General features: G+C 59.2%; 19 protein-coding genes. 5 read left to right on the top strand and 14 right to left on the bottom strand.

Features of this window, described 5'->3' with window-relative positions:
* Nucleotide 1 precedes the first annotated feature (1 nt).
* The 9 genes from BS629_RS11870 to BS629_RS11830 form a co-directional block, all read right to left on the bottom strand.
* A complete protein-coding gene (locus tag BS629_RS11870; RefSeq protein WP_245315083.1) occupies nucleotides 2–1,537 on the bottom strand; it encodes a phage portal protein in 1,536 nt (511 codons plus the stop codon).
* Nucleotides 1,538–1,719: 182 nt separating this feature from the next.
* The gene (locus BS629_RS11865; RefSeq protein ID WP_158081458.1) at nucleotides 1,720–3,804 is read right to left on the bottom strand and encodes a phage tail tape measure protein; all 2,085 of its coding nucleotides are present in this window, start codon (nucleotides 3,802–3,804) and stop codon (nucleotides 1,720–1,722) included.
* A gap of 1 nt (nucleotide 3,805) precedes the next feature.
* Complete coding sequence (locus tag BS629_RS11860; RefSeq protein ID WP_158081457.1) at nucleotides 3,806–4,063, bottom strand: phage tail assembly protein; 258 nt, start codon at nucleotides 4,061–4,063, stop codon at nucleotides 3,806–3,808.
* A 152-nt stretch (nucleotides 4,064–4,215) separates the two neighbouring features.
* Nucleotides 4,216–4,458: a hypothetical protein gene (locus tag BS629_RS11855; RefSeq protein WP_077988248.1), complete on the bottom strand. Its 243-nt coding sequence runs from the start codon at nucleotides 4,456–4,458 to the stop codon at nucleotides 4,216–4,218.
* Nucleotides 4,459–4,462: 4 nt separating this feature from the next.
* Nucleotides 4,463–4,858, bottom strand: a complete 396-nt coding sequence (locus tag BS629_RS11850; RefSeq protein ID WP_077988247.1) for a hypothetical protein — start codon at nucleotides 4,856–4,858, stop codon at nucleotides 4,463–4,465.
* Nucleotides 4,855–5,400, bottom strand: a complete 546-nt coding sequence (locus BS629_RS11845; protein WP_077988246.1) for a hypothetical protein — start codon at nucleotides 5,398–5,400, stop codon at nucleotides 4,855–4,857. The genes BS629_RS11850 and BS629_RS11845 overlap by 4 nt, the downstream gene beginning before the upstream one ends.
* Nucleotides 5,390–5,749 carry a hypothetical protein gene (locus tag BS629_RS11840; RefSeq protein ID WP_077988245.1) on the bottom strand — a complete coding sequence of 120 codons (360 nt, stop codon included), beginning with the start codon at nucleotides 5,747–5,749 and terminating at the stop codon, nucleotides 5,390–5,392. The genes BS629_RS11845 and BS629_RS11840 overlap by 11 nt, the downstream gene beginning before the upstream one ends.
* A complete protein-coding gene (locus BS629_RS38260; RefSeq protein ID WP_131705065.1) occupies nucleotides 5,746–6,309 on the bottom strand; it encodes a hypothetical protein in 564 nt (187 codons plus the stop codon). Before BS629_RS38260 ends, BS629_RS11840 begins: the two co-directional genes overlap by 4 nt.
* An 819-nt stretch (nucleotides 6,310–7,128) precedes the next feature.
* Entirely contained in the window at nucleotides 7,129–7,530 is a 402-nt protein-coding gene (locus BS629_RS11830; protein ID WP_028742289.1) for a hypothetical protein, read from the bottom strand.
* Between the two features lie 1,398 nt (nucleotides 7,531–8,928).
* Here BS629_RS11830 and BS629_RS40330 point away from each other — a divergent pair.
* The 3 genes from BS629_RS40330 (at nucleotide 8,929) to BS629_RS11810 (ending at nucleotide 11,659) form a co-directional block, all read left to right on the top strand.
* Nucleotides 8,929–9,123, top strand: coding sequence for a hypothetical protein (locus BS629_RS40330; RefSeq protein ID WP_018243545.1), 195 nt, complete (start codon nucleotides 8,929–8,931; stop codon nucleotides 9,121–9,123).
* Between the two features lie 554 nt (nucleotides 9,124–9,677).
* Nucleotides 9,678–10,721 (top strand): porin, encoded by a 1,044-nt coding sequence (locus BS629_RS11815; protein WP_018243546.1) that lies wholly within the window; start codon nucleotides 9,678–9,680, stop codon nucleotides 10,719–10,721.
* A 443-nt stretch (nucleotides 10,722–11,164) separates the two neighbouring features.
* A complete protein-coding gene (locus BS629_RS11810; protein WP_020572931.1) occupies nucleotides 11,165–11,659 on the top strand; it encodes a hypothetical protein in 495 nt (164 codons plus the stop codon).
* Between the two features lie 156 nt (nucleotides 11,660–11,815).
* Here BS629_RS11810 and BS629_RS11805 read toward each other — a convergent pair whose 3' ends face one another.
* Nucleotides 11,816–12,541: a hypothetical protein gene (locus BS629_RS11805; protein WP_026188526.1), complete on the bottom strand. Its 726-nt coding sequence runs from the start codon at nucleotides 12,539–12,541 to the stop codon at nucleotides 11,816–11,818.
* 234 nt (nucleotides 12,542–12,775) lie between these two features.
* Here BS629_RS11805 and BS629_RS11800 point away from each other — a divergent pair, with 234 nt between their 5' ends.
* The gene (locus BS629_RS11800; protein WP_018243549.1) at nucleotides 12,776–13,288 is read left to right on the top strand and encodes an MgtC/SapB family protein; all 513 of its coding nucleotides are present in this window, start codon (nucleotides 12,776–12,778) and stop codon (nucleotides 13,286–13,288) included.
* A 56-nt stretch (nucleotides 13,289–13,344) separates the two neighbouring features.
* On the opposite strand, the gene BS629_RS11795 is transcribed toward BS629_RS11800, so the two are convergent.
* Both BS629_RS11795 and BS629_RS11790 read right to left on the bottom strand, forming a co-directional pair.
* A complete protein-coding gene (locus tag BS629_RS11795) occupies nucleotides 13,345–13,527 on the bottom strand; it encodes a hypothetical protein (protein WP_018243550.1) in 183 nt (60 codons plus the stop codon).
* 59 nt (nucleotides 13,528–13,586) lie between these two features.
* Nucleotides 13,587–13,817 (bottom strand): hypothetical protein, encoded by a 231-nt coding sequence (locus BS629_RS11790; RefSeq protein WP_018243551.1) that lies wholly within the window; start codon nucleotides 13,815–13,817, stop codon nucleotides 13,587–13,589.
* Between the two features lie 354 nt (nucleotides 13,818–14,171).
* Between BS629_RS11790 and BS629_RS11785 the strand changes: the two genes are divergently transcribed.
* Nucleotides 14,172–15,263, top strand: coding sequence for a DUF475 domain-containing protein (locus tag BS629_RS11785; protein ID WP_018243552.1), 1,092 nt, complete (start codon nucleotides 14,172–14,174; stop codon nucleotides 15,261–15,263).
* A gap of 94 nt (nucleotides 15,264–15,357) precedes the next feature.
* Here the strand turns inward: BS629_RS11785 and BS629_RS39180 are convergent, their stop codons facing one another.
* Nucleotides 15,358–15,528, bottom strand: a complete 171-nt coding sequence (locus BS629_RS39180; protein ID WP_018243553.1) for a hypothetical protein — start codon at nucleotides 15,526–15,528, stop codon at nucleotides 15,358–15,360.
* Between the two features lie 260 nt (nucleotides 15,529–15,788).
* Nucleotides 15,789–17,306: a tripartite tricarboxylate transporter permease gene (locus BS629_RS11780; RefSeq protein ID WP_018243554.1), complete on the bottom strand. Its 1,518-nt coding sequence runs from the start codon at nucleotides 17,304–17,306 to the stop codon at nucleotides 15,789–15,791.
* Between the last annotated feature and the right edge of the window lie 28 nt (nucleotides 17,307–17,334).

Raw genomic sequence — 17,334 nt, 5'->3', positions numbered from 1 at the left:
ATCAAACAGATTGCTTTTTCGGTTCCCGGTTCCCCTCGACGGCCGCACCATCGGGGCCACCCCCGCCACCCTTGGATCGGCCGAATGGGTGCGGCACGCCTTCCGCCGCGAACATCTTGATCTCCCGGCCGAGCTGGACGATCTGCTCTTCGCCATTCCTGCCCATCATCGCGCACTCGTCGAAGAAGGTCGATGTCCCGATCTCCAGCCGGACTTTCTGAGCCATGGCGGCCTTGTAATCGTCCGCCGATGGCGCGGCCGGTCCGCTCCATTCTGCCTGAAAGACACTTTCACGGTCACGTCGAAACGCAATGGCTCCGCCTTTAAAGGGGATTTGTCCGCGCTCGATCTTCTCCTCGAGCCATCGCTCGAAGATCGCCTGAACGAATGGTGCTGCAATCCGCGCCCGACGACGCAAGACGATCGGCCAGATGCTAGCGACGGACATTCGGACCGAAGAGTACGAGGCTGACGAGTGATCCATCGTCAGGTTCTCGAACGTGATCCCGAGGCATCGCGCGACTTCTCGAAGCAGATTTTGAAAGAAAGGCAGATACTGAGAGCCAGGCGTCGACGCCGTATGCATCTGGAATTCTTCGCCTGGGCCGAGGTGATTGATCCTCGCGGAATCGGACATTGATATGCCCTTTTCTCTCAGCGCCCCCAGACGGGCATCCCAAACACCAAGAAGATCGTTTTGAATGCCGCCTATAAACTCGTTCCAGGAACCGTCGGTGTGATCGAAGCCATCGGGTTCCGGAATGTCACTGAGCGTGGAGATCGCCTCGAACGCCTGAGCGCTCGCTTCCGGGCTCTTGATCGTCGCCGCGAAAATCGTCTGCATCAACGCTGTTGCCAATGTCGCGTCCGCGAGCTGGTCCGATTGAGCGATGACCTTCAGCGCTGCAGCTAGAACAGAAATGCCGCGCACACTATTCAGGTTCTCGCCACGATCCATAACGTGGATGACATCGGCGGCGTCGATATCCCGGTCTGTCTCAATTCCCCCTTCTCGTGCCCGAAAACGGTAAGTCTGAGCGCGGCCATAGGCGTCCTGAAATATGCCCTGCTCAAGGCCTTCCGCCTCTCGCGTGTCGCGAGGCAAGCGGTGCGGATCGGTCAGGGATACCTTCGTCCCGGTTTTCAGGCCCAGGCGGCGCTGCTCTCGTAATGGCAGATTGTCGAGGATGCCGAATGCCTCACCCGACACCAGATAGGAGCGAAGCACAGCTTCGAGCATTTCCGCAATCGTTGCCTTACCGGCGAGATCGCATTCCTTCGGGTTCCAAGCCCACCGCCGCCATTCCTTCTCGACATTGCGACACCATTCGGCCGCCTCTTCGTCCGCATAGCCGAACTTCGTTAGCTGCGCGCGGCAGTTGAGCTTCAGCTCCTCGCCGATCGTGTCCGATAAAATCTGCGTAACCGCGCCGGCGATCCATCCGCTGTTGTGGAGAAAATCCGTTGCCAGCGCCGATGCACGATCGGCGGCCTCGCGAACGTCCTGCTTTGCGTCACGGGTGATTGCCCGTCGCATGCCGAGAATGCCGGCTCTGTCGCCGCGCAGGTATCGAGCGGTAAAGCGTTGTTGCTGTGCCGTCGGCGACGCCGAAGGGGACTGAACGGCCGGGCTAGCAACAGTGATGGCCTTAACGCGGTAACGAGGTTTTGCTTCCATGGAATGCGCTTCCTATCCTGTGTTTGACCAGTTAATCCGGGCTAAAACCCGCCGCCACCACCGAACGATCCCTCGACTGCGCTCTTCGCTGCCTTGCCAAGCTGGTCGGCCGCTGCAGCTGCCGCCGCTCTCGGATCGACGACGCCGGTGATGGAAATCGGTGCATGAATGGTTATGTTCGGCCGGGTGGGATTGGTGATCTTCACATCCTGCACGCCGCTCGGCTTCATCATCTCCACAATCGTCGCGCGATCGAGCTTGACCGGGCTGTTGCTGCTGTCCACTGCCTGCTGCAACGGCGAATAATTCGTACCGCGCTGCGCGTTCAGCTGAGCCCAAGATCCTGAATAGCTTCCAAGTGGATTGGTCTTCTTCAACGGATCATCCATCCCGAGCAGCCGCAACAAGCCTTCGCGGTATTGCTTTTGATTTTGGACCTGCTGCTCGAATGTGTCTCCCGGTGTGTCGCCCAAAATCTGTGGGACGGCGCCGATGATGTTTTGAACTCCAAAGCCTTTCATCCACTTGAACCACGGCAAAACGGATGGCAGCTTCGTCGATGAGCCTCCGGGCTTGCCGCCAGGGCCGGTTACGAGGTCTCCGACCTTGCCCAACGACTTGATGATGCTGATCGCGGTCGTGATACCTGTCAGGAAGGCGATCGCGCGGCCGAGCTTCATGATCGTGCCTGCAAGCATCGAGAAACCTGCCGACCACAACACAAGTTGAAAGCCGTAGCCTGACATTTGCTCCATGAATTTAACGACCGGATTATCCTTCACCTGGTCGTAGAAGCTCCGGATATTCTGGCCCCACTCCTGAAAGCGGTGAAAGATGCGGCCATATTCATCTGCCGCTCTGCTGGCATCCTTCACCCCGAAGAAGAATTCCTCGGCCTCTTTCGCGACATCCTTCAATTCGCCGCTGCCAATTCCAAGACCATTCAGAAAACCTTGCGCACCGACCCCGATCCTGTCGAAGATCGTCGCACGCTCGTCGAGCGTGTTGAGGATATCTGCAATGTACTGCGCGCCCTCGCCGATCGGACCGAGGAAGTTCGCGCCGATCGACATGCCGAGGTTGGAAAGGCCGATCTGCGCCGCCTTGATCTTCTGGTTGGCGTCCTGCATACGGCGGTTGAAGGCCTCAGAGACCGTGCCGTTGGCGCGGTCCGCCTGGTCGCGGATACGCAGGTAGTCCTTGAACCCGGCGATCATCGGCCGGATGAAATCCAGCGTCTGCTTGTCGCCGAAAATCTGCGTTAGCAGGTCGCCCTGTCCGCCCTTCGTCTTCTCGTCGATGAGCTTGATAAAGTGTTCGATCGGCGAAACACCCTTCTTGTGCGCATTCTGCAACTCTTTGGTGACGTCGACACCGAACTTCTTAAAGTTCTTGATCGTCTGCGGCGTCATGATCTTGCCCATGAAGTCGCTGAGGTTGTTCGCCGCGGTCGATGCATCGCCAGCGCCGCGGCGGGCGATCTGCAGAGCTGCGGCAAGGTCGTTAATGGCCGGCACGCCCTCCATCCCGAGCGTCTGCGCCGAGGCTGTCAGTTGCGGGAAATACTGCGCCATGTCTTTCAGCTCGAAAGCACCGGCGTTGCCGGCCGCCGCCATCCCGTCAAGCATTTGCGAGATGAGGCCAGGCGCTACCTTCAGGTTCTGGATGGCTGAAACCGAGGCGGCAGAGAGATCGGTTATCGCGGCGCCCGTGGCCGTCGCAGCCTTGCCGACGGCCGGAATTGCCGTGCTGGCATCATTGGCGGCCAAGCCCATCGTCAGCATCGTGTCGACGCCTTCAGTGAGCGCCGGTACCAACTGGTTCACCTGTGGTGCCAGCTTCTGCAACCGAGCCTGCAGCTGCCCAAGCTGCGTCTGTGAAAGATCGGCCTTGATGCCGATCTCGGTCATAGCGGCCTGCATGTCGGCGGCAGGCTTGAAGCCGCCCTCAATCGCGGCATTGACGCCGAGATAGGCGCCGCCGAAGGCCGCCACCTTTCCAGCCAGGCCCCCAAACGGCATGGCAGCATTGCGCTGCAGCTGGTTAAGCGCGCCGCCGATAACCTTGGCTTTGCGGCTCACATCGTCGAGCAGGCTGACGCGGAGTTTCGATTCGAGCGTTGCCATATCAGACCGTTCCCTTCTGGTCATTTAGCTGGTCTAAAATGTTGTCGAGATAGGCGGCAGGGATTTTCCGGACATGCGCAATATCCACCCCCGAGAGCCTTGAAATGAGGAAAACGGATCTGGCCACGCCACCAGCGATCTTTTCAGCAGCCTCAATGTCGCCGATCGTCGGCGCTCTGAAACGCAACTCGCTTAGAAGTTTGCCATTGTGCTCCACTGGCGCTTCGAGTTTCACATCCGGATCTTGATCGGCAAGCATGTCGTTCCCCTGAAAATTAAGTGGGAAGCGGTCACCCGCCCGCTTCCCGATTGCCTGCGAACCTTGGCCCATCCTCTGATCGTGGCGCAGGGAGGTTCGCTTTGGTTATCGGCCTGGCTCATCGGCCTCAACAGAGGGCGCGCCACAGGCTCTTAGGACCGTTTGCCGGCCATAATTTTATCCATGACGTCTCGAAGAACCGCAGTCTTGACGGCTCCCGGCGCAGTGGATTTGTCGTTCTTCGGTGGAGTGTGCTGGTCTGCGGAAGCTACTTTGTCACCGGGGTTCGCATCAGCCGCGCGCGGCCGGAACGCCATCGTGCCACGACGATTGAAGTTAGCGACGGACTTCCTGAGAGCTTCGCGAGATGCCTGAGCATCGAGTTCATTAGCCATGGGATTATTTATCCTTTGAAACAGTTGAAGGGGCTGCTGCGGCGCGAAAAAGACCTTCAGCCTCTTCGCCCGGGGTGTCTGTGTGGATCAGAACATGTGCAAGCAGCGGCAGGTAAGCCGCGCCTAATCCAACGCTCGCGAAAGCATCGAAGATCAGGGCAGCTCTTGCCCGCATCTCATTTCGGCAGGCTTCGAGCGCATCGCTGAAAGCCGCCGAGCTGGGACTATGCGACGCGATATCGTGCAATTCAGCAACGGCGGACTTTTTCACGTTGGCGATCTGTGACGTCAGCTCCGCGTTCTCGGCCAGCAGTTCCTCATGCTTTTGGAACACACCGCGTTCACGGCACTCATCAAGGTACGTCCGGCGCTTGCGAAAGAGGATCGGTGCATCGCTCATGGCAGTGCGCTTCCATGAGCGAGAACCGCGCGAGGATCCGCGTCAATTCGACGTTCAATCGCAAAGCCCTGCTCTTCGGCTTGGCGGATGATCGACTCTTCCATCAGTTCGGCGGCGAGAATCTCGTGATCATTCGCAGCGAGGAGATTTTCACGGTCCTCGGCGCTGACGCCTGGACGGTCTTCATAAGCCTGCCTGACTTGAGCCGTCACAGCCTCGACGATCTGGTCTCCGAGGTATGCGAGCACCAGAGCTCCGAAGTCCTGTCGAGGTGTGTACTGATTTTGCCAACTGCCTGGCGGAAGAGTGAAGTCTGACGGAGATCTTACTTCCTGCTGCGCTGTGGCGATACTCATCTTAACCGACTGGACCGCCCTGGAAACGGCATACTCCTCTGCCACCGGCAGGCTGCTGATGTCCTCGCGGGCGGATTTAAGATCATCGATCTGCTTCCTGATCTCCTCGAGGCTTTCCGCAATGACGTTTGAGACGGACTTGGCCCGCTTGAGCGCAGCAATCGCGGTTTTTGACTTATCGAGCATAGGGATCGGCTCCCGCGAATTCAGCGCAGCGGCGGTAGAGCTCCCCGATCGCATTCGACTTTTCGCGAGCGACCTCGGCGACGGCGTACAACCGGCTTTTTTCAGTGGCCATCTTCGCGATCTGCTCGCTGATTTCGCCTTTTCGCCGCAACAACTGGCTGCGACCCATGTCGACCATGTTGGAGGACGATCTTTCCTCCAAGAGGCGGATATCTGCCTCTGCTGCGCCAATCTTTTGATGGACTTGCAGGTACGCGTCGTGTGCACGTGATGCTGCGGCGCGTGCGGCTTCCGACTGCCCGCGCAATCGATCAAGCCGAAGGGGGTCGAGGGGGTGTGGTGCGTTCATCGCTGTGCTCCTTTGGCATCGAGGATCGTCGGTCCGGCACGAAATTCAAAACCATCTTGAATTTCCATTTTGAGGATCGTCGAAAGCTGACGCTCACCAGGAATGGCGATGCCGTTGCGCAGGAAGCTCCACCAGGTCGAATAGGGCTGCGTCGCCGGGCCGGCCACTTGATCTCGCTCGCGCGGCCACCGCGTGGTCTCATAACGCTTCACTGAAGCCGACATCGCCCTTGCGGCTGCGCTCGAACTAAGGTCCTTCCATTCCGGTACTGTTTTGCGCAGCCGCCGAAGAACTCTGTCGCGGCGCAAGAGATCGACTTTTCGCAGTGCTGAAGTTCCTCCCCACGTCTTCAGGCCAAGGGCCGCATATAGCGACACCTCAAACCCGCTGGTAATGCCCTCGTGCAAAGCCTGCCTAAGCAGCTCCCGGCTATCGGCCGGGATCGGTCGGCAACTGGTCAAATGTTCCGCCAAATCGAAGACCGCACGCAGGGCTGGATCGGAGCGAGATGGTGATGACGTCACGGTCTCATGCCCTCCCGTGCGCGCACGCGTGCGCACGTGTATTCGTGTACCGCTTGCGAAGTCTCACACTGGACAAATCCCGCAGTCGCGCGCTTCCGTCTGGGCCGCTTACCGAAAACACGGTCCCTGAATGGGGGGGTGCCACCATCGCCGGCTCTGGGAACGTCGAACCCCTAAAGGCAAACTCTGCGATAGTTGCAATAGTTTTGCGGTAGTTTAAGAGATAGTATTTATCAATGAAATCAAAGGGTACGATAGTTTGCGGTAGTTTTCTCGTATTACGTATATGGAAAAAAAAGATATTGCGCCCCGCACCCCATTTTTTCGCGCGCGCATATAGGGGGAAAACTATCGCAACTACCGCAATCCCCTGCGCTGCAAGGCTTTTACTATCGCAAAAACACCCGCAACAACTACCGCAACTATCGCAACTTTTCCTCTCAACATTGGATAGTTTGGTTAGTTTCTGGATAGTTGTATGGAGAGTATATGTTAGACATTTCAATAGATTGGATAGTTCGGATAGTTTTCCCCGTAACGTAAGGCAATTATTTATAAAAGCTGCCGCCGTCGAATTTTCCTTATGTATACGCGCGGGAAATCTATCCGGACTCTCCAAGTGCCTGAAGTTTCTGCGCTTTCGCCGCCGTCGACTATCCGAAAACTCTACGACAACTATCCAACTATCCGGCCGATAGCCCAGCTTTCGATAGTCGTCGCCGGCAGGCGTTATGCGGGTGGGGTACGGGGATAGCGTACCCCTGGTATCCAAAACCTTAAGTGCTTGTGCGGATGGGATCAGCACTGCTGACGCCATCGAGACCGGCGGCTCATTCGAGGGGTGGGGTACGGGGTTCATAGCGGCAGCCCCGGTTCATCGCGCAGCTGCGCGTCGAGATAGTAGATTCTCGATCCCATCTTCTCTTTTCGGAGGCGCTTCGCTAGCGCTCGGCCGAATGCTGTCTGTGAAACAGGCTGGTGCGCTTTCTTATCGGCATATCGCCTGTAGGCCTCGTAGAGCCTCTGAGCCTGCAGCGGCGGCGCGCCCGGCAACTCGTCGACCGATGCCGCCATGAACTGATCAACATGATCTCTGATCCGTCTTTGCTCTGAATTCAGCGGCCGCTCGATCCTCGGCCGCTCCGGCCTCAAGATCCGATCGCGGGGGATGGCGACCCCGGCAGCCTCAAGCAAAGCAATCCCATGTTGCAGCCAGGCGATGATGTCCTCGGCACTTGGCGGACGCCTTGCGTTCATCGAAAAGCCCCCCGGCTAGTCGAGCAATCGCCCTCCGTCCCCATTTTTTGGTTTCCGTCCCCTATTCTAAGGCTATCGTCCCCGCTGTTTCTTTTTTCCCCATTGATTGTATTGATTAATTTGATGAAGAGGGAGGGTAGGGAACGTAGGGAGGCAAAAAAGCCCTTACGTGATGCGCGCAAACACGCAGATCGTTTTTTTATAGAAAGGGAAATTCTTTTAGCTGCCCTCGCACATATGTAGGCAACCTGAAAATTACCTTCCCTACTTTCCCTACCGTCGCAAGCTCCTGAAAATCCATAATTTTCGGGCGGGAAGGAAATTCTGCGCGCTCGATTTACCGCCCCCACTGTCCCGCGATTGCGGCCGCCGAGGGAAGGAAAGCGAGATCCTGCCTGCAAAATAACACAAGGGGTCCGGGTTTTCATACCTCAAACTCCTCTAGCAGGCTTGGCTGATTTGGGTGCTGAGATGATGAGGCGCCAATCAGACGGACGCCGGTGTAAATGGTGCCGCTGCGTTTTCGACGTCGAAGGCCACAGCGCACAAAGAAGCGGCCGACCGACGGACGAGAGGGCGCGGGAAGACCTGTTGATTGGCACCAGTTGACATAAGCATCGATCAAGATCTTCGCGGACACCTCCGATGCAGGGTCCGCGACCGTGTAGCCTTCAAGGAACCTCTCGACCTGGCTCATATTCTCACTTGGAAGTCGCTCGGTTGCGGCTCGATCTACATGGGGGAGCTGGGCCGCGACCCAGACCCTCCGCGCAGCCTGAACGCCAAAAATGAGCCTCGCCTCCCTAGCGACCGCGAGGCGTTCCAGCACCGATAGGGACAACAATTCACTTGCCTGCGGGCCGGTTGGCGGGTGCTTAGTAGTCATCCGAAAGCCCTCCGGCATATCCGAAACGCTTTCGATAGGGCCAACGCTTGCTCGACCTCTTCTCGACTAAGGTCGAACTCGGCGATAAGGTCGTCGATGGAAATTGGCACTGACAAATCGGCCAGCCATTGGGCCGCTAAGACAACGTTTTTGGGCTGATTTATGGGACGAGGTATGCCCAATCTTCGCCCAAGAATACCATGGGTAAGGGACGAAATTGGATTGATTTCGGCGTCTGCTGGCGATACGAAACCCACCGTTTCTGGGCTGCCTACCTTGTTGACATCGTAGGGGTCACAGGTTCAATCCCTGTCACGCCCACCATCCGATCTCCCTGACATCGTTGACAAATCCCCGCCTTGGGGATTTTCTGTTTCCTGAACCTGGCACGCGATCGAGATCCAGCACTTTGCGCAGCGAGGGCTTGTACGTGATTGGTCCGCGACCATGATCCGGGGGCCGGATTTCAATGGCTGTGGGATAGCCCCCACACGCGGGAAATAGGAGGACGTATGACGCAAAGGACGCGGACACGTAAAGCGATATCCATAATCCTCGGCCTCGCCCTGGCTGGGGCTGGCCTCCTCGGTTTCGGTTATATGCAGTTTCATGTCGTCGAACCCATTAGCATCAAGCTTTGGCTAATTCCGATCACGATCCTCGCGGCTGGGGTAGCGATCCTCTGGGACGATTTCAAAAATCCCTAGCGAGACGACTGCTCTCCCCGTTCGACGCCCGAGCGACCGGCGGCAAGCTGGTGAAAGAGGGCAAATTGAGCAGTTCCAGCAAAAGCGCGTCTTCGTTGCTTCCCGTCGAGGCGACATTCGCCAGTCACCGATCACTGCCGGTGAGAAGCTGTGGCCCGACATCGGTATGTCCTGGGGCATTGTTCGGCTTTGTCCGATTCGTGCAGATTGCAGCGATGGCGTTTTCGCATATGAGGACGTGCTCACGCGATCATCAATTGCATACCGTTGCCGAAGTTCAGCCCCTCGTTGCTCAAGCATTCGGAAGCGCGAGCTTTGTGACGGACAGATGACGGGTTTATGACAAAATGCGTGTGATTTCAGCAACATAGCAGTGACAGCCTGCTGTCACGATCGACAATGTCGTTGCAGTGCAACATCCCCTATGTAACTTCCGCGGCGAGGCAGGCACCGACCCAAAAAGGTGCCGCTTCGGTCACACGGGGTGAAGACACGTAGGGACTGCCGAGCGCAGACGGTCTTCATCCTCTTGCATCTGAACTGGAGGTTATTCCATGAACATCAAGAGCCTTCTTCTCGGCTCCGCTGCTGCACTTGCAGCAGTACCCGGCGCTCAGGCAGCTGACGCTATCGTTGCTGCCGAACCGGAACCGGTTGAATACGTTCGCGTCTGCGACGCCTACGGCACCGGCTACTTCTACATCCCGGGCACCGAAACCTGCCTCAAGATCAACGGTTACGTCCGTTTCCAGGTTGACGTGGCTCCGCACGCCAGCTCGATCGGCGCCGCCGGCGGTGGTTCTGTCGCCAACGACTCGGACTGGGATGCCCGTACGCGTGGTCAGGTTCAGTTTACGGCCAAGAGCGACACCGAATATGGTCCGCTGACCGGCGTCATCGTCATGCAGTTCAATGCTGACAACGCTTCTGCCCAGAAGGCCCAGCTGGACTCTGCTTACATCGACATCGCAGGTTTCCGCGCTGGTCTCTTTTACTCCTGGTGGGACGATGGTCTCTCCGGCGAAACGGACGATATCGGTTCTCCGGTAACGCTGCACAACTCTATCCGTTATCAGTACGAAACCGACGCCTTCTACGCTGGCATCAGCGTCGACGAGCTGGAAGACAGCCCGTTCTATGATGGCGAAACCGCTAACAACTTCGGCGTTGCAGTCGGTCTCGGGGGCAAGGCTGGAGCATTCAGCTACCAGATCACTGCTGGTTACGACACCGACAACGAAGAAGGTGCCGTCCGCGCTATGGGTACGGTTGCTGTCGGTCCGGGCACGCTCGGCCTCGCAGTCGTCTACGCGACCAACCCGAACGCCTATTACAACAAGGCTGAGTGGGCCATCGCTGCTGAATACGCAATCAAGGCGACCGACAAGCTGAAGATCACCCCGGCCGTTCAGTACTACGACAATTACGGCATCACTGCTGGCGAGTTCAACGACGACGTTAACGCCTGGAAGGCCGGCGTAACGATCGACTACCAGATCGTTGAAAACCTCTCGGCAAAGGTTTCGGTTCAGTACCTCGATCCGGACAATGCTGAAGACGTAACCTCGGGCTATTTCCGCCTGCAGCGCGCGTTCTGACAAAAGGCTGCCGGCTAGAACAGGATGTCGTCCGAAAACCGCTCATACTTTTCGGCATCATGCTCTGGACCGGCAGCTACAAATTCCTGATCTGACTGACCTCCGATCGGGAAAGAATGGGCCTGGACTTCCCTGCCTGGGCCCATTCCCCTTGACCAGAAGTGCGTCCAAGATGGCAGGCGCGCGATGAGCGCCTTGCTACGGTCGTGTCACATCGGTTCGTTGCCGATGTCCGGCAGCCTATGTCATTGCTGGACCCTGTAACCAGCAGGCTCAACCAACTTTTGACTCACCTGCCGCCGATCGCCGAGCCCGCCCGGCGGCCGACGAAATTTTTGTGCCTCTGGAATAACGGAGCCAAATTCGGACACAGAGCCATGCCATGGCGAACCGAGCATGAGGTGGTGATTCGCCTCGACAGGACATGGGGTTTTGAGATCGAAATGAAGTTATCCGCGCGTGCCGCCGCCGCAATTTTTTCCGCTGCCTTCGCCTTGCCGGCCTCTGCCGCGCCAGCCGCACCCGCCGAGACTTTTCCCGGCGCGCCTGGCGTCATCACGCTTTCCGGCAAATGCGCCAAGCTTGTTGTCGCCAAGTTCGACGCCACCAAGGGCTGCAAGAACGAGCTTGCCAGCGTCACCCTGGTCAATGGCCTGGTGACCTTCATCTTCACTTCGGATGGCAAGGCGCTCGGCTTCCAGGGCGACGGCGGCGGCATCAAGCCCGCCTCCAACGGCAATGCCCGCCTGCCGCTCAGCCTCGTCACCACGGGTGTCGGCAACAAGATGACCGGGGAGGTCAAGGTTGCCGGCTTCTGCACCTTCGGCAATCCCTATGCCGGTAAGCCGATTGCGATCGAATGCACCGCAGAAAGCAAGGATTCCTCCTTCACCGGCAGCTTCCGCACCGGCGGCAAGCTGGTGAAAAAAGGCAAATAGCCAGAGCAACTCCAGCAAAACTGCGCAGCGGTTTTGCGTCGGGAATCGCCTGAAAACAAAGCGAGAGCGTTTCCGTGCATTCGAGAATGGAAATGCTCTACAGCGCCGCGCGTCTTTTCAGACGCGCAAAGGACGCTGTAGCATTTTGAATTGCCGTCAGGCGCACCAGGCGCTACCGGCAGCCCCCGGCTTGCGTGCCAGTCCCTCATTGATCAGTTGCGCGCCGAAAGAGCGCCCGTCGCGCGAGACGACGCGCGGTGCGCCTGAGGACTCGGTCTTGCCCGCGGCATTCATCGTGAAGGGTCCAGCGTTCAGAAGTGCCAGCAGCCGTGACTTGGCGGCAAAGGCCACCCTGCGTTCGCCGTCACAGCGGGCCTGGTCGACGACAGGGCTTGCCATGTCGGCGATCACGATCTTCTCGCCCTTGTACCAGAACACGCCGCCATCGCCGACGCAATTGATATGGGCGCCCTGCCCGCAATAGCCGAAAGCGACCCTCCCGGTTTCCGAAACGGCAGGAGAGGCCGGGGACGGCACTGCTTTTATCGGCTGGATCATCGGCGTCGGGATCGCGGCCGGCGGCAGCGGCTGCGACTGTGGCACCGGCGATACGGCTTTCGGCATGGGTGCGGCAAGCGCCACCTGCTTCGGAGGCACGTCCTTCCTGACGAGGGGTTTCGGCTCCGCCGTTTCCCGCGTGATCGGCGCCGATTGCCTTGCAAGCATCGGCTGGATGCTCTTCCAATGGTCGTGAGCGACGATGCCACCGATCGCGGCAATGCCGATCACCGCCCAGGGCAGCAATCCGCCACCGCTGCTGCGCGCTTTGCTCTTTCCTCTGGCCGGCGCCTTGCGGCGGCCGCGTGTCGCTGTCTTGGCCATCTGTCCGATTCCCGTGAGGCCGGGATTATCGCTGCCCAATCCTTTCCGAAAGGTTGGCGCGGCGACAGGATGATGCCTGGTTCGGCGATCTTTTCCTCCAATGACAGGAAAGCGCCGGGGCGCACCGGCGGGGCCTGTGCGGCGCCTGAAACACACGACGAGGAAAAAGCTGAACAAATTCCGCGCTTACACGTTAGCCAGCGAAAAATTCCATCTATTCTAGGGGAAAAATCCATGGATCTCATCATCGCCGACATGATACCGGCGTCGCGCATCCACTATCCGGTCATCTTCGCCCGTCTGCTCGGCGCCATCGTCTTCGGCGCACTGATCGGCTTCGAGCGCGAGGCACGCGACCGCCCGGCAGGCTTCCGCACCCATATTCTGATCAGTCTTGCCGCGGCCCTCTTTGCCATCATCTCGATCGAGGCCGTGCACATGCCGGGTTTCGCCGATGACGAGCAGGTGCGTATCGATCCGCTGCGTGTCATCGAAGCCGTAACCGCCGGCGTCGCTTTCCTTGCCGCCGGCATGATCGTCTTTGCCAGAGGTCGGGTGCACGGGCTGACGACGGGCGCCGGCATGTGGCTCTCCGGCGCGATCGGCCTCGCCATGGGCTTCGGCTATTGGCCGATCGCCTTCTTCACGACGCTCGCCGCCATCTGTGTGCTCTTCGCTTTCGGTAAGCTCGAGCAACGATTCGGCTTTAACTCCGGACAGCGTATCGATCGGGATGACCATCAATAGAAAACAAAACGCCCGGCATCATGCCGGGCGTTCGTATCAGCGTGACTGTCTGCTGGTCATTCGGAGCGTGCGGCCGAAGGATCGTTTTTCCCAACCGATGCCGTACCGCCGATGGACGAAAGCGGCTTCTGGCGTTCGCCGATGCCGATATTGATGCGCTCGTCCGCCGCCTCGCGTACGGCCTGCCATTCACTTTCGTGCCGGATGAAGATCTCGCGGGGCACAAAGTTGATCGTCATATGTTTCTCACCCTGTTTCAAATCTACCGTCAGCGCCAAAGAGGCCTCCGGAATATCCGTTATTTCTTGGTGTCAGCATTGCCTTTAATGTCGGGACCACCCTTGGAAAGGTCTGCGCCGGTAACATGGGCGGGCACGTGAATGTCGTGATAGACGCCGGGCGTCAGGGTCAGATCGACATGATGCGGCGGCAGCACCTGCGCCTTCTGCATGCGGTTTGGCTTCGCCCGCTTCATGCGGTCGGACGCCTCCGTGCGCTTGTCGGGAACATGGGTCGAAGTGTGCATCATCGGCCTCCTTTTTTAAGCTCAACAGTGCCTAACGGACGGGCATCAGGATGGTTCCAAAAAAAATTACCCAATCTCGATATGCCTGTCGGCCTTGACTGGCCCGGGAAGCTCATTACCTAGAGCCTATCCTGCAGCCTCCCAGACATCGGCTGACGGGGGAACTTTGGTGCCGGGCCCCTCTGGCGAGAGTTTTTACGGCGCTCTCGTGATGTCGGTACCGCCTGCAGCTTAGCCGGCGGATTTTTCATCGATGAACAAGCTCACCATGCCTGACCCGCATGCCCGTTATGGCATGTCGCGTTTTTCCAATATATCACCCCTCTTCAATGCGATTTGCGGCCGCGAGGTGCGGCCATGAACCAGTCCGTGACCCATAAATCTTCGCTCAGCTATTTCCGCTGGGCTTTCATCGTTACTGCCCTCGGCCTCGTTCTCGGCGCCGTGCTCGGCTGGCAGACGACGGGCACCATCGGCGGCATGGCAACCGTCTTCTTCATCTGCACGGTGCTTGCAGTGCTGGAGATATCGCTTTCCTTCGACAATGCCATCGTCAACGCCAACAAGCTGAAGGAGATGACGCCGGTCTGGCAGAAGCGCTTCCTCACCTGGGGCATCATCATCGCCGTCTTCGGCATGCGCATCGTCTTCCCGCTGGCGATCGTCGCGATCGCGGCACAGATCGGCCCCTGGGATGCTCTGGTGCTTGCCGCCCGCGAGCCGGCCGAATATGCCCGCATCATGAACGACGCGCATCTGCCGATCGCAGCCTTCGGCGGCACCTTCCTGATGATGGTCGGGCTCAACTACTTCTTCAATCACGAGAAGCAGGTGCACTGGATTGGCGGTCTTGAAAAGATGATGGCACGTTCCGCCACCATCAAGGGTATTGAGATCGCCTTCGTGTTGGCGCTGATGCTGGTTTTCTCCTGGCTGATCGGCGGCGAGGAAGCCACCGTCTTCGTCCATTGCGCCATCTACGGCCTGCTTACCTTCCTCGCGGTCGAGGTGGTCGGCGGGCTGCTCGATGCCTCGCAGCAGACGATGAGTGCTGCCGCCAAGGGCGGCCTCGGCGCCTTCATCTATCTGGAGGTGCTGGACGCCAGCTTCTCCTTCGATGGCGTCATCGGCGCCTTCGCGCTGACGCAGAACCTCTTCGTCATCGCCATCGGCCTTGGCATCGGCGCCATGTACGTGCGCTCGATGACGATCATGCTGGTGGAGAAGGGAACGCTTGCCGAATACCGCTATCTCGAACATGGCGCCTTCTACGCCATCCTGATCCTCTCGGTGATCATGTATGCGCAGACGATGGTGCACATCCCCGAAGTCATCACCGGCCTCGGCGGCGCGGCGCTGATCGGCCTGTCCCTCTGGTCATCCATCCGCCACAACAGGCGCGAAAAGGTCGAGGGTCACGTCGCCCGGCAGGAGGAACTTCACGCCTGACAATGCAAGCCGCTGGGCGGCACCCATAGGGATAAAAATAAAGCCCGCGACCATCCGGTTGCGGGCTAATTCATTCATGCATGGCTTGCAGGTGTTAGCGGGAGACCTGACCGAAGGAGGCTGGGTCGATACCGAGCTCCCTGAGGTCGCCGGCACGCGGGCGACGGCCTGCTTCAACGGCGGCGCTGACCGCGTTTGCAGCACCAAGGACGGCGAATGCGCGGCCAAAGAAACCCGTACGGATTGAATTGCGGAGTGCGGACATTGTCCTTTTCCTTTTGCTCTATGATTGACCACTCATAGATGGCATCGCGCACAGACCTCCACAATGCTCAGAAAATCACCTCAGCCATGCAAAAAACAGCAGGCCGGCACATGTCTCCATAGCCGGCCTCGAGGGAGGGGGTGGGTCGTCTTTTTCTTCTTAGAGCGCCGTGCGTCCTTTCGGACGCACAAAGGACGATCTCATTTTGAAATCTGCGCATCGTGCTTTCCGAAAATCGATTCCGATTTCGGGCCGATGCGCTAGTCTTCGTTTGCCGCCAGTTGCGACAGCACCTGGCCCCTGCCACGCAGCCGCAGAATCAGCGGGATGAGGAAGGCGGCGGCTGCAACGATGAGCAGACCCGCCGCGATCGGCGACATCACCAGCGTCGTCACATCGCCCTGGCTGATCGCCAGCGCCCGGCGCAGCTGCTGTTCGGCAAGCGGCCCGAGGATCAGGCCGACGACGGTAGGCGCGATCGGATAGCCGAAGAGCCGCATCACATAGCCGAGCAGGCCAAAAGTGAGCAGCATGCCGAGCTCGAACACGGATGGATTGGCGCCGATTGTCCCAAGCGTCGCAAACAGCAGGATGCCGGCATAGAGCCACGGCTTTGGAATGGTCAGCAACCGCACCCAGAGCCCGATCATCGGCAGGTTCAGCACCAAAAGCATCGCATTGGCGATGAGCAGGCTGGCGATCAGTCCCCAGACGAGCTGCGGATTGGTGGCAAACAGCAGCGGCCCCGGCTGCAAGCCGTATTGCTGGAAGCCGGCGAGCATGATCGCCGCCGTCGCCGTCGTCGGCAGGCCGAGTGTCAGAAGCGGCACCAGCGTGCCGGCGGCCGAGGCGTTGTTCGCCGCCTCGGGACCGGCCACGCCTTCGATTGCGCCATGGCCGAACTCTTCCGGGTTTTTCGCCAGCCGCTTTTCGGTCGCATAGGAGAGGAACGTGCCGATTTCGGCGCCGCCCGCCGGCATCGCGCCGATCGGGAAACCGATCAGCGTGCCGCGCAGCCAGGGCTTCCACGAACGCGCCCAGTCCTCAGCGGTCATCCAGAGCGAACCCTTGACCGCCTCGACCTTCTCCGCGATCCGGTTGCCCTGCGCGGCGATATAAAGCGTCTCGCCGATCGCAAACATCGCCACGGCAAGCGTCGTCACCTCGACACCGTCGAGCAGGTCCGGGATGCCGAAGGAAAGTCGCGCCTGCCCTGTCTGCTGGTCGATGCCGACCATGGCGAGCGCAAAGCCGATGAACAGCGAGGTCAGGCCCCGCAAGGCGGAGTCGCCGAAGGCCGAGGAGACGGTGACGAAGGCAAGCACCATCAGTGCGAAATATTCGCGCGGCCCGAAGACCAGCGCCAGCTTGACGATATAGGGAGCGATGAAGGCAAGCCCGAGCGTCGCAATCAGGCCGGCGACGAAGGAGCCGATCGCCGCCGTCGCCAGCGCCGGTCCGCCGCGCCCGGCGCGCGCCATCTTGTTGCCCTCGAGCGCGGTGACGATCGAGGCGCTTTCACCCGGCGTGTTGAGCAGGATCGAGGTCGTCGAACCGCCATACATGCCGCCGTAATAGATGCCGGCGAACATGATCAGCGAGCCGCCGGGATCGAGTTTGTAGGTGACGGGCAACAGCAGCGCCACGGTGAGTGCCGGGCCGATGCCGGGAAGCACGCCGACGGCGGTGCCGAGCGTCACGCCGACCAGCGCATAAACCAGGTTCATCGGCTGCATCGCAACCAGGATACCCTGCCATAGGAATTCGAATGTGCTCATCTTGGTGTCCCAAGCGGCGTTCCCGACC

Origin of the sequence: Rhizobium leguminosarum bv. viciae USDA 2370 (assembly GCF_002008365.1) — a bacterium.
GTDB classification, from domain to species: domain Bacteria; phylum Pseudomonadota; class Alphaproteobacteria; order Rhizobiales; family Rhizobiaceae; genus Rhizobium; species Rhizobium leguminosarum.
Note: the sequence above shows the minus strand (reverse complement) of the source record. Positions and strands in the feature narration are given on the sequence as shown.

What these genes read in the sequence shown, in the direction of transcription:
- BS629_RS11850 (WP_077988247.1), bottom strand. Translation starts at nt 4,858, where the DNA reads ATGAGCGATGCACCGATCCTCTTTCGCAAGCGCCGGACGTACCTTGAT.
- BS629_RS11800 (WP_018243549.1), top strand. Translation starts at nt 12,776, where the DNA reads ATGGATCTCATCATCGCCGACATGATACCGGCGTCGCGCATCCACTAT.
- BS629_RS11810 (WP_020572931.1), top strand. Translation starts at nt 11,165, where the DNA reads ATGAAGTTATCCGCGCGTGCCGCCGCCGCAATTTTTTCCGCTGCCTTC.
- BS629_RS11830 (WP_028742289.1), bottom strand. Translation starts at nt 7,530, where the DNA reads ATGAACGCAAGGCGTCCGCCAAGTGCCGAGGACATCATCGCCTGGCTG.
- BS629_RS11845 (WP_077988246.1), bottom strand. Translation starts at nt 5,400, where the DNA reads ATGCTCGATAAGTCAAAAACCGCGATTGCTGCGCTCAAGCGGGCCAAG.
- BS629_RS11865 (WP_158081458.1), bottom strand. Translation starts at nt 3,804, where the DNA reads ATGGCAACGCTCGAATCGAAACTCCGCGTCAGCCTGCTCGACGATGTG.
- BS629_RS11780 (WP_018243554.1), bottom strand. Translation starts at nt 17,306, where the DNA reads ATGAGCACATTCGAATTCCTATGGCAGGGTATCCTGGTTGCGATGCAG.
- BS629_RS11805 (WP_026188526.1), bottom strand. Translation starts at nt 12,541, where the DNA reads ATGGCCAAGACAGCGACACGCGGCCGCCGCAAGGCGCCGGCCAGAGGA.
- BS629_RS40330 (WP_018243545.1), top strand. Translation starts at nt 8,929, where the DNA reads ATGACGCAAAGGACGCGGACACGTAAAGCGATATCCATAATCCTCGGC.
- BS629_RS11840 (WP_077988245.1), bottom strand. Translation starts at nt 5,749, where the DNA reads ATGAACGCACCACACCCCCTCGACCCCCTTCGGCTTGATCGATTGCGC.
- BS629_RS11870 (WP_245315083.1), bottom strand. Translation starts at nt 1,537, where the DNA reads ATGCGACGGGCAATCACCCGTGACGCAAAGCAGGACGTTCGCGAGGCC.
- BS629_RS11795 (WP_018243550.1), bottom strand. Translation starts at nt 13,527, where the DNA reads ATGACGATCAACTTTGTGCCCCGCGAGATCTTCATCCGGCACGAAAGT.
- BS629_RS11860 (WP_158081457.1), bottom strand. Translation starts at nt 4,063, where the DNA reads ATGCTTGCCGATCAAGATCCGGATGTGAAACTCGAAGCGCCAGTGGAG.
- BS629_RS11815 (WP_018243546.1), top strand. Translation starts at nt 9,678, where the DNA reads ATGAACATCAAGAGCCTTCTTCTCGGCTCCGCTGCTGCACTTGCAGCA.
- BS629_RS39180 (WP_018243553.1), bottom strand. Translation starts at nt 15,528, where the DNA reads ATGTCCGCACTCCGCAATTCAATCCGTACGGGTTTCTTTGGCCGCGCA.
- BS629_RS11790 (WP_018243551.1), bottom strand. Translation starts at nt 13,817, where the DNA reads ATGATGCACACTTCGACCCATGTTCCCGACAAGCGCACGGAGGCGTCC.
- BS629_RS11785 (WP_018243552.1), top strand. Translation starts at nt 14,172, where the DNA reads ATGAACCAGTCCGTGACCCATAAATCTTCGCTCAGCTATTTCCGCTGG.
- BS629_RS11855 (WP_077988248.1), bottom strand. Translation starts at nt 4,458, where the DNA reads ATGGCTAATGAACTCGATGCTCAGGCATCTCGCGAAGCTCTCAGGAAG.